We start from the raw sequence: 10,610 nt of genomic DNA on the forward strand, positions 1-10,610 counted from the left end.
CATTGAATAATGATTCTAGATGGTTGTGTACGCTAGAACTTTGGTAATTCTAGTGCCGCGCGACATGTTAATACCTTTAAACGACCTGAAGTAATTGGGTCATGTACAAATGACTTTACCTCAGAGGCAATACCGGCTAAGCCTGGGTATATAAAAGAAGTGGATATCCCCATTATTTTAAGCCTGCGTCTAATCTCTGGTTTCCAGCTGGCTTTAAATGTTAGAAGTTCTAGGTCTTTGGGATTGATACTATTAAAGGGGTTTGAAGGGCAGGAAAATACAGAGCGTTGATTTAAATAGCGTTGATCAGAATACTTTGGGCGAACAAATATAAACTTACCCTGATTAGGCTGTATTGCAAACAAGCTTGAAGGCTGTTTTTTATGTGAGGCCGTGTAATCAGCAGTTTTGTAATCGAATATTTCATATTGATCTGTAACCACCTGCTTTATTACGTAGACTCCTCCATCAATGTCGTCATCTTTTTCTGTAGCAAAGTATAATGCAACAAGAGGGTTACTTGACCAATCAAGCAGCCTAGTTGGTAATCCATAGTGCTGTGCAAGGAAAAGCCATTCGAATTCGCTTTTAGGTGTTTCATCTGCTCTTAAAATTGGAACTGAAAGCCGCTTAAATTCGCTAATTAAGTCACTTTCAACTGTTTCGATATCTCCACCAGTGTTTTCTTCAGCTCCACGACCAATAGAGGGAACAAGGTTATGATTTTTATTGCTTATTCCACGAAATAGGTATTCTGGGCTACTTTCATTATTGAATGCAAAGGATAAGTAAGAGTTCCAAAAATCGTCTAAAGTTTTTTCCATAATTACTTCTTGATTCATTCGATGCCTTAAAGCTAGTCCAACGACCAACTTTGCTGCAGCATGGACATTTTTTAACAAACCATTTATCCACAAAGCTCCACGAGAATCAATGGATTCGTATACTCTTTCGTACAGTTCTCTAAGCAAGTAAGATTTTCTAAAATCAACCCACCCTACCAACGTCTAATACCATCCATCCCCACACTCTAACTCATTGAATTTCCTACTCTAAAAATCCTTGTTCTCACTTCAAATCCCCGCATTCGACCTAAGTCTAATACCCTTTTTTACCAGTTCCCCTACATTCGTTAGTAATGGCAGAAAGCAGTCCATTGCTTGACGATTGTTTGTTGATCGAGCGTTCGTTAATCAATGGATTGCCTTCTGATCCACACAACCTCAGTGGGAGAAGAATCATGCACGACGAGATCTATAAAAAAATCGAAAATGATCCGCGCTTTCAGCAGCTGGTCAAGCGTCGTCAGAAGTTTGCCTGGACATTGTCATTGGTGATGCTGGCGATTTATTACACCTTCATCATGGTGATTGCGTTCAAGCCCGAGTTGTTGGCAATTCCTTTGTCAGCGGACACCATCACCACCGTGGGGATTCCAGCGGGGGTGGCGATCATCGTGTCGGCGTTTGTGTTAACGGGCATTTATGTGCACCGCGCGAACAGTGAGTTTGATGATCTGAATGCCGTCATCGTGAAGGAGGCAAGCAAATGAGTTTCTTGACCCATATTTCTCGTCGACTGCTGAAAATGAGTAGTGTCTTTGTGGCCAGCTTGCTGGTGTTGTTTTCTAACTCGGCGTTGGCGGATGCCATTGAGGTGTCAGGCGAGCAGCAACCGCTGAACGTGCCTGCCATTACCATGTTCATGATCTTCGTGATCGGTACTTTGTTTATTACTTATTGGGCGTCTCGTCGTACCCGTTCGGCGTCGGATTACTACGCGGCGGGCGGTGGTATCACTGGCTTCCAGAATGGTTTGGCGATCGCAGGGGATTACATGAGTGCGGCGTCCTTCCTGGGTATTTCCGGCTTGGTGTATCTGTCTGGGTACGATGGCTTGATCTATTCCATCGGCTTCCTGGTGGGTTGGCCAATCATCTTGTTTATGATTGCCGAGCGCTTGCGTAACCTGGGTAAATACACCTTTGCGGATGTGGCGTCTTACCGTTTGGGTCAAAAAGAAGTGCGCGTGTTGTCGGCGGTGGGTTCGCTGTGCGTGGTGTCTTTGTATCTGATCGCTCAAATGGTGGGCTCAGGTAAGTTGATCGAGTTGCTGTTCGGTTTGCCGTATGAGTACGCGGTAATTCTGGTGGGCATCTTGATGGTGATGTACGTGACCTTTGGTGGCATGTTGGCGACCACTTGGGTGCAGATCATTAAAGCCGTGCTGTTGTTAGCGGGTGCGACCTTCATGGCGATCATGGTGATGAAAGCGACCGGTTTTGATTTCTCGATGTTGTTCCAGAAAGCAGCGGAAGTGCATCCGAAAGGGGAGTCTATTATGGCGCCGGGTGGTTTGGTGTCTGATCCGATCTCTGCGATTTCTTTGGGCTTGGCGTTGATGTTTGGTACTGCGGGTCTGCCTCATATCCTGATGCGTTTCTTCACGGTAAGTGATGCGAAAGAAGCTCGTAAGTCAGTGTTCTATGCAACAGGGTTCATCGGTTACTTCTACATTCTGACTTTCATCATTGGGTTCGGTGCGATTGTGTTGGTGTCGACCAATCCTGAGTTCCGTGATGCAGCGGGTGCCTTGATCGGTGGTAACAACATGGCAGCGATTCACTTGTCGAAAGCGGTGGGTGGTGATGTCTTCCTTGGTTTCATTTCAGCGGTGGCGTTCGCAACGATTCTTGCAGTGGTGTCTGGTTTAACCTTGGCGGGGGCGTCTGCGGTGAGCCATGACTTGTACGCGAGTGTGTTCCGTAAAGGTCAGTGTACTGAAGAGCAAGAGATTCGTGTGTCTAAGATGACCACTGTGGCCTTGGGTGTTGTGGCAATCATGTTGGGGATTCTGTTCGAGCAACAAAATATTGCCTTCATGGTGGGCTTGGCCTTCGCTATTGCGGCAAGTGCGAACTTCCCTGTGTTGTTCCTCTCTATGTACTGGAAAGGCTTAACCACACGCGGTGCGATGATCGGTGGCTGGATCGGTTTGTTAACCGCAGTGACGTTGGTGATTCTCGGGCCAATCGTGTGGGTGCAGATCCTTGGCTTTGAAACGGCGATCTTCCCGTACAAATATCCTGCGCTATTCTCTATGGTTGCAGCCTTTGCGGGTATCTGGTTCTTCTCTGTAACCGATAGCTCGGTTGCGGCGACCCATGAGAAAGGCTTGTTCCGTGGGCAGTATATTCGTTCGCAGACTGGTTTAGGTGCTGCGGGCGCGAGCGCCCACTAAAACTACTGCGCTCGATTAGGCGTTGTTAAAGTTCAGTTCGAAATGCTCATTTATAAAAAATAAACTCCGCTTTCTCACTGAACTTTGCCTAGCCTAATCTTCGCTCGTAACGTTTTAGTATTTTGATGGTGTTGAATAGCACCAAAGGAATGGCAGTTTAAAGGTCGGGGTGGTCAGGCTGAGAAAAAACACACCATGTATTCTCACTTGCTACCGCCCAGTGGCAGATGGCCAGATCACCTAACCTTTGAGCTCCTTTTTTATTCCCTTGTGGGAATTGATTGTGCGGTATGAGTTTCCCGGCAAATGCCGCACTGAATGCAAAACACCTTTCCCTGGGTGTGCTTCGCTGGCTTCATTTTGAAGCCAGCTTTTTTCTTTTTAAATGTGATGCGGAGGCGGTATGTCTTCATCAAACTCTTCAGTCATTCCGGATGCGTCGTCTTCTTCTGGATCATCTCCGGCTTCTTCTCCTGCGTCCTTTTCACCTAACTACTCGCAAGACATTCCAACGTCTTTGACCTTGCCGCCGTTTGATGTGTTGAGTGAGCGTCAGCGTGTTCAATTGGCCGGGCGGATGAACATTCATTACTTCCCCAAGGGCACGACAATCATCGAGCAGGGGGAGCGCCCGACCGGGTTATTTATCTTGATGAAGGGTGTGGTCGAAGAACGACAGGCACAGAGTGATGGTAATGAGGTGAAAGTGTTTACTCACTATCATCAGGATGATTTGTTGGATGTATCGTCTGTTGATCGGGCGGGGCATCTGGTGGCGGCCAAACATGAGTTTGTGGCGGTGGAGGATTCTCTGGCCTATGAAATCCCTAACGGTTTGTGGTTGGAATACGTCGAACAAGTGCCGCAAATGCTGGCGTATTTGCATGGCGATATTGATCAGAAGTTGGATCTCAGCAAGCCCGAGCATCATCAGAATCTGGCGGAATTTATCTTAACGCGCATTGATGAGTCGGTGTGTGAACCCATCCTGCGGGTGAACCTCAACGCCCACTTGGGCTTTGTCTTAGAGCATTTGTTGGATGAGCCCAGCGGCTGTGTATTGGTGGAAGGTAAGGGTTTTGAAGGTATAGGTTCTCATATTGGACAGACGCAGAAACCGATTGAGGATGACAATGACTTTCAAGTGATCATCACCAAAACCGACATGCTGCGGGAGATTGATCGCCTTTCAAAGCTGGCTGATCCGCTTCCCAACATCATGACGTTATCTCTCAGCCAAAGTGCGCTGATTAAGCAAAAGCCGTTGGTATCCGTCGCCTTGGGGGAGTATTTGTTTAATGCCATGTTGCTGATGACTAAGCATGGTGTGGAGCGTGTGCTGGTAACGGATGATGACGCCATTGTTGGTGTGCTCTACCAGACGCAATTGCTGAGTTTATTCTCCACCCACAGCCATGTGTTGAGTTTGCGAATCGCCAGAGCTAACACCCTCAGCCAGTTGAAAGAGGCGTCTTCAAAACTTGATGCGATGGTCGCGACCTTGTTCAGTAATGGCATTCGGGTTCAATTCTTGATGAGTCTCGTCAGTACCTTGAATGAAATGATCATTGGCAAGGCGTTTCAGATCATCATGCCGAAAGAGGTTCAACAAAACACCGCGTTAATGGTGATGGGCAGTGAAGGGCGGGGTGAGCAAATCCTCAAAACGGATCAGGACAATGCCTTGATCATTCGGGATGGATTTCACTACGAAGGCTTATCCGACAAGCTCGATGCCTTTTCTTATACCCTGGAAGAGTTGGGCTACCCCAAATGTAAAGGTCGGGTGATGGTCAATAATCCGCATTGGGTGGCTCATCAACAGGTTTGGTTGCATCGCATTCGAGCGCTGACCTTAGTGCCAAATAACGATCGTCTAATGGAGTTGGCTATTCTGCAAGATGCTCACTATATCGAAGGAGATAGCAACTTATTCGATGAATTTAAGAGTGATTTGTCGGGCGGTGTGGCCTTTTCGGATTCGGTTCTGGCGGAATATGCCGCGACGGCGCTGAAGTTTGAAACGCCGTTAACCTTTTGGGGAAGTTTAAAATCCGATCATGATCAGATCGACATCAAACAGGGTGGGCTATTCCCCATCGTGCATGGCGTTCGTGCATTTGCACTCAAGCATGGTGTGAAAGCCTTATCGACGATGGAACGCATCGATGTATTGGAACAGCGTCGATTGCTTGAAGCGTCCTTGGCGCGAAAGTTAAAGCACGGCTTTTGTTTGTTGATTCGCTTTCGTTTGCAGCAACAGCTTAATCATCTGAAGGATCAGGATAGAGATTCTATTAACCAACTTAAACCGAGCGAATTGAATCGGACCGAGCGGGATTTACTGCGCCAGAGTTTGCATACGGTGAAGAAGTTTAAGCAACGCTTGATACATCATTTCCATTTGGAAATGCGCTAAGAACATATGCACTAAGAACATTTGCACCAGGAAAAGAAGGGCGGAGGGTAAAACATGACGTGGCTTCGACAAGCGTTTTCAAAAATGGCGCCAACCTTTTCACTATTCACGCCGAAGCCCTTGCCGGATACCTTGGTGTGTCTCGATACCGAAACCACCTCTATGAATGTCAAAGACGCGCAACTACTCAGCATCGGTGCGGTGCGAATTCGTAACGGTGTGATTCAAGGGGAAGAAAAGTTTGATGTGTTGGTGAAGCGGGAGGATTCTGAAACAACCGATCACGATGAACACACAGCCATCCCCATTCATCGAATTCTTCCACAAGATTCCCAACAGGGAATCCCCTTAGAACAGGCATTAACCTCATTACGGCTGTTTATAGGCCATGCGCCTATCGTTGGTTACAACATCGACTTTGACCGCAAAGTGTTGGAAAAACACTTGGGCGCTAAGTTAAAAAATGACTTCATCGAAGTGTCTGATCAGTTCCTGAAACGGGAAACGAGACGCCGAATGAGTTCTGCTCCCGGTGGACATATCGACCTCAGTTTTGATCACATCTGCGAAACCTTGGATGTCCCTGTCTTTGCCCGTCACAGTGCCTTGGGTGATGCCATTACTACTGCGATGGTGTATTTGAAATTACGATAAATTTCTCATTGAGCATCGAACGCGCCATAATTAACGTATATGACCTTAAATTGTCCCAGATTTAGATCGTGAGTGATGAATGATGACTTTACAACAAGCACTTCAGGATGCGAAAAAACTGTCCAAAAAAGAGCGGGCGGAGTTAGCTCATTCCTTATTAAATTCGCTCGAAGAAGGCCAGGATGACAATGTTGAGCAAGCTTGGCTGGATGTTGCCAATCAACGCCTGAAAGCATTGGAATCCGGTGAACAAGATGCAGTTAGCTGGGACGACATCAAAAAAGAAATCAGAGATTAACGTTAGAACGTCTTTTGTAAATCATAAGGCATAGCAGAAAGGGATTGGTTTGCTATCTATCATCTTTCATCGTGATGTTAGGGATGACATCAAAAGCTCCTACCAATGGTATGAGCGTCAAGCCGAAGGCTTAGGTGAAGACTTCCTGAAAGAGCTGGAGGCTTCATTCAAACATATTGCTGAAACTCCAGAACTTTATTCTGTGATGAAGCTACCTATTCGTCGTTGTGTCCTGCAACAGTTTCCCTTTTCAGTGCTATACCGCATTCGTACCGATGTAATTTATGTTGTAGCAGTGATGCATAATCGACGAAAGCCTTCCTATTGGCACAAACGATTATTGTAATAAAACCCCATCACTTTTTGTCGTTTCTTTACTGGTTTTTACCACTGAAATATTTTGTTCACATTATCTGTGTATAACCTGTTGAATAAGCTATGCGGAAGTCATTCAAACGCCCGTTTTAAAAGGGCTGTATGACTTCGTGCTTTTTATGACCAGAGTAAGTTATGACCAGAGCAAAATGTGATCACTTCAATGGTTATCAATACGCACAGTGACTTGTACTGATGGCGATCAAACGAGATATTCCACATTGTCTTAAGGCAATCTTAAGATCCTTTGTTATAGTCTTCTAAGTCCCCATGATGTAAGCCATTTTTTAGGATATAGACCGTAAGCGGTTATTTTTTATGAAAATACTGATTGTCGAAGATGATGTAGCGTTGGCAACGTCGATTGCAGAGTTTCTGGAACTGCAAGATGCCGAGTGTGATTTTGCCTATAACGGGCTAGCGGGTGTTGAGCTGGCGACGCAAGAGTCCTTCGATGTGATTATTCTGGATTTGATGCTGCCCAAGCTGGATGGCATGGATGTCTGCCAGGAGCTGCGCCGACAAGGTAATAGCACGCCGATCTTAATGTTAACGGCGATGGGGACGACGGAAGATCAGTTATCGGGGTTTCGTACTGGTGTTGATGATTATGTGGTGAAGCCGTGTCCGATGCCTTTGTTATGGGCGAGACTCAATGCCCTGTATCGACGTTCTTTAAATCAACAGGCGTTGCATACATTAGGGCCGTTGACGGTGGATATTGAATCCCGCCGACTGCAGCGTGATGGTGTAGACATTACGCTAACGCCTACCGAGTGGAAAATCCTGGAAATCCTGTTGCGACACAGCCCGAAGGTTGTCTCTCGTTCTGACATCGAACAGTGGGTGTGGCCGGACGAAGAACCGGATAAAGGTCGTTTGAATGTGCATTTACATGCGTTGAGAAAAGCGGTGGATAAGCCCTTTGAATTTCCGTTAATTAAAACCGTCACCGGTTTAGGGTTGAGCATCAGTGCAGAATCATAATCCAATATCACCACCAAACAAGTCAGCTCCTAAAACCTTATCGCAGCAATTGCGTTGGCAGGTGATTTGGGCGGCCATTGCGTTCTCCATCGCGGTCATTGTTTCGATCTTTTATATCAACTGGCGTTCGTTGGAATTTGCCGCCAACGAGATGTTCGTCTTGGATGCAAAAAACATCTTTCGGAATTATTTTGAAACGCAGGCAGAGCCTGGGCGTGATAAGACAACGGCCCCGAGCAGTGACATCTATGATGTGTATTTAAGTTTGGACGACATGCCGGAAGAGGTCAGACGTGTTTTCCCGAAAAAGGTCGAACCGTTCGAAATTTATGAAGGGCAAGTAGAGACGCCCGAGGGAGATGGGGATTACTTATCCTTCTATCGTTACGATGAGCAAGGTCACACTATTTACTTGCTGTGGCAGAACGATGCAACACAGACCGAAGGCGTGTTTTATGGCGTGATCTGGACGTTGGTGATTAACTCCGCCTGGTTATTACTGCTGATTTTTATCGGGTTGTTTTTGTTTGTGTTCTGGTTGTTGAAACGAGCGAATGAGCCGATGGTGTTATTGAGTGCCTGGGCTGAGCGCTTAAAACACGATGATCAATTAAATCAGCAGACTTTTCCGATTGCCGAGTTGAACGACTTGGCGAAACAACTTAAATCCGGGGTAGATCGGATTACCGAATACAACCTCAGAGAGCAGCAGTTTCTTAAACATGCCAGCCATGAATTACGCACCCCGTTAGCGACCATTCAAGCGTGCCTCGATACCTTGGATTTCAAATTGAGTGGTGCTGAACAAGCCACCGTTCAGCGCGCGTTAAAAGCCAGCTCCGATATGAGCCGCCTATCTTCGACTTTGTTGTGGCTGGCGCGTGAATCGGAGAAACCCATCGAAAAAAGCCCGGTGAACTTGCAGGCGTTCTGTGAAAAACAGATTTCGGATCATCAGTATTTAATTGCCAATCGTGCGGTGACCATCGAGCCGTTTATTGAAGACGCCACCATCAATATTGAAGAAGATCTATTGGTCATTGTCTTCGCTAATCTGCTCAGAAATGCCTGCCAATTTACCATGGAAGGGGCGATTCGAATTCACCTTAACCAGGACGGTTTCAGTATCGAAAACCCCATTGATGTGGACGCGGATCATCGTTCTTCGGAGTTCCAAAGCTTCGGGTTAGGGCTGCAATTGGTTGAGCGTATTTGCCAGAAGCTTGATTGGAAGTTTCATTTTCAACAGCAGGTCGATGGTGTTGAAGTTTTAGTGTTCTGGTAGGCACTTCTTTTGGCAGCGCCTCTCATACCTTAAGCCTTTCTTAATCCCCTCTTAGTTACAGTGTTCGCTTGAATGATTAACTCAGGCGAACACGGTTATGCGACAGTTTCTTCTTCGCGGTTTTTATTTACTGCTGGCTATTGGTTTTTTGTTTTTGGCGTTGATCGTCATTGATGAGCCGGTGGCGACGTCTTCAGATACGTCTCAATCTAAACCTCTGCCACCCTTGGTGAGCTATATCGAGGTGAAGCCCGATCATCACGCCAGCCAAATTGCATTGTACGGTGAGTTGGAACCTCGTTGGGATGTCACCATCAAGGCGCAAGTGACCGGTGAGGTAAAAACTATTGCGCCGGTATTTGAAGCGGGAACTTTGATCTCTCAAGGTGCTGTTTTGGTGGACATTGATGACACCCGTTATCAGGCGGAGCTAAGCAATGCAGAATTAAATCTGTCTCAGGCCGAATTGGCGTTGTGGCAGGCCAAAGAGAAAACCGAGCTGGCTAGGAAGGATTGGGCGCGCTCCGGCTTTCAAAAGAAGCCCAGTGACTTGGTGTTGTTCCTGCCTCAATTATCACTCTCTAAACATAATGTAAAAGTGGCTGAACGACTCTTGTCGTCGGCGCAACGTAATCTCTCTTACACCCAAGTGAAAGCGCCTTTTTCTGGCGTGATTACTGAGCGCTATGTGGGCTTGGGGCAGTTGGTGTTTGAAGGAGATCCGATTGTGCGAGTGATGGATCATCAACACCTGTTATTGAAAGTCTCCCTGAATGAAGAGCAATGGATGAATCTTGCGGAGGACTGGCAAGAAAAGCCGGTGCCCTTGTTCAGTACTCACGACCAGTTATTAGGGTATGGCAAGGCGGTGCGAGGCGGGCACCGAGTGGATCAGGAAACTCGACAATACCCGCTCTATTTGGAAGTGACGGCGCAAACGATACAAGCGAGTGAGCGAGGTTTTTCACATGAGCTCTCTCAAGAGCTTTCTAAAGAGCAAATGCAGGAGAAAGTGAAAGAACTGGGGCTGATTCCTGGGAAGTTTGTTCGAGCCAAGTTACCGGGCAAAGCCAAACCTGACAGTTTGCGACTTCCTCAAGGTGCAGTGACGCGGGAAGGGCTGGTCTGGATCATCACGCCTGACAATACTTTGCGTTCTTATACGCCGACGGATGTGTTGTTCGACGGTGATCACGTCATTGTTTCTCCTCCGACGGGCTTGGATGGGCTGGATAACAGTATGCATAACGGTATCGTACGTGTCGCTACCACGCCGTTGGCCTTCTATCTTTCCGGCTTGGCGGTTCAGCCCGTGGCGGATGACTTGCCGGTCGCTCAGGTGGGGAATTAAT

The 10,610-nt window shown here is 47.0% G+C and carries 10 protein-coding genes; 9 read left to right on the forward strand and 1 reads right to left on the reverse strand.

Going from position 1 to position 10,610, the window contains the following annotated elements:
* Positions 1 to 32: 32 nt before the first annotated feature.
* Entirely contained in the window at positions 33 to 1,004 is a 972-nt protein-coding gene (locus QQL66_RS00480) for an FRG domain-containing protein (RefSeq protein WP_284377474.1), read from the reverse strand.
* Between the two features lie 134 nt (positions 1,005 to 1,138).
* Here QQL66_RS00480 and QQL66_RS00485 point away from each other — a divergent pair, with 134 nt between their 5' ends.
* The 9 genes from QQL66_RS00485 to QQL66_RS00525 all read left to right on the forward strand — a co-directional run bounded on the left by QQL66_RS00485 (position 1,139) and on the right by QQL66_RS00525 (position 10,609).
* On the forward strand, positions 1,139 to 1,552 hold the full coding sequence (locus QQL66_RS00485; RefSeq protein WP_284377476.1) for a DUF485 domain-containing protein: 414 nt from the start codon (positions 1,139 to 1,141) through the stop codon (positions 1,550 to 1,552).
* Entirely contained in the window at positions 1,549 to 3,240 is a 1,692-nt protein-coding gene (locus QQL66_RS00490) for a cation acetate symporter (protein WP_284377478.1), read from the forward strand. The genes QQL66_RS00485 and QQL66_RS00490 overlap by 4 nt, the downstream gene beginning before the upstream one ends.
* 403 nt (positions 3,241 to 3,643) lie before the next feature.
* Positions 3,644 to 5,659, forward strand: coding sequence for a putative nucleotidyltransferase substrate binding domain-containing protein (locus QQL66_RS00495; RefSeq protein ID WP_284377480.1), 2,016 nt, complete (start codon positions 3,644 to 3,646; stop codon positions 5,657 to 5,659).
* 54 nt (positions 5,660 to 5,713) lie between these two features.
* Entirely contained in the window at positions 5,714 to 6,313 is a 600-nt protein-coding gene (locus QQL66_RS00500; protein ID WP_284377481.1) for an exonuclease domain-containing protein, read from the forward strand.
* Between the two features lie 79 nt (positions 6,314 to 6,392).
* Positions 6,393 to 6,611 (forward strand): addiction module protein, encoded by a 219-nt coding sequence (locus QQL66_RS00505; protein WP_284377484.1) that lies wholly within the window; start codon positions 6,393 to 6,395, stop codon positions 6,609 to 6,611.
* Between the two features lie 49 nt (positions 6,612 to 6,660).
* Complete coding sequence (locus QQL66_RS00510; protein WP_284377486.1) at positions 6,661 to 6,957, forward strand: type II toxin-antitoxin system RelE/ParE family toxin; 297 nt, start codon at positions 6,661 to 6,663, stop codon at positions 6,955 to 6,957.
* Positions 6,958 to 7,304: 347 nt separating this feature from the next.
* A complete protein-coding gene (locus tag QQL66_RS00515) occupies positions 7,305 to 7,973 on the forward strand; it encodes a response regulator transcription factor (protein WP_284377488.1) in 669 nt (222 codons plus the stop codon).
* Positions 7,960 to 9,258: an ATP-binding protein gene (locus QQL66_RS00520; RefSeq protein WP_284377490.1), complete on the forward strand. Its 1,299-nt coding sequence runs from the start codon at positions 7,960 to 7,962 to the stop codon at positions 9,256 to 9,258. The genes QQL66_RS00515 and QQL66_RS00520 overlap by 14 nt, the downstream gene beginning before the upstream one ends.
* 97 nt (positions 9,259 to 9,355) lie before the next feature.
* Positions 9,356 to 10,609: an efflux RND transporter periplasmic adaptor subunit gene (locus QQL66_RS00525; protein ID WP_284377492.1), complete on the forward strand. Its 1,254-nt coding sequence runs from the start codon at positions 9,356 to 9,358 to the stop codon at positions 10,607 to 10,609.
* The last annotated feature ends 1 nt before the right edge of the window (position 10,610 follow it).

The sequence above is a fragment of the Litoribrevibacter albus genome, assembly GCF_030159995.1.
In the GTDB taxonomy this organism is placed as follows: Bacteria; Pseudomonadota; Gammaproteobacteria; order Pseudomonadales; family Litoribrevibacteraceae; genus Litoribrevibacter; species Litoribrevibacter albus.

Excerpts from the sequence above, each read along its gene's own strand:
- QQL66_RS00500 (WP_284377481.1), top strand. The coding sequence starts at position 5,714 with ATGACGTGGCTTCGACAAGCGTTTTCAAAAATGGCGCCAACCTTTTCA.
- QQL66_RS00490 (WP_284377478.1), top strand. The coding sequence starts at position 1,549 with ATGAGTTTCTTGACCCATATTTCTCGTCGACTGCTGAAAATGAGTAGT.
- QQL66_RS00495 (WP_284377480.1), top strand. The coding sequence starts at position 3,644 with ATGTCTTCATCAAACTCTTCAGTCATTCCGGATGCGTCGTCTTCTTCT.
- QQL66_RS00525 (WP_284377492.1), top strand. The coding sequence starts at position 9,356 with ATGCGACAGTTTCTTCTTCGCGGTTTTTATTTACTGCTGGCTATTGGT.
- QQL66_RS00515 (WP_284377488.1), top strand. The coding sequence starts at position 7,305 with ATGAAAATACTGATTGTCGAAGATGATGTAGCGTTGGCAACGTCGATT.
- QQL66_RS00485 (WP_284377476.1), top strand. The coding sequence starts at position 1,139 with ATGGCAGAAAGCAGTCCATTGCTTGACGATTGTTTGTTGATCGAGCGT.
- QQL66_RS00505 (WP_284377484.1), top strand. The coding sequence starts at position 6,393 with ATGATGACTTTACAACAAGCACTTCAGGATGCGAAAAAACTGTCCAAA.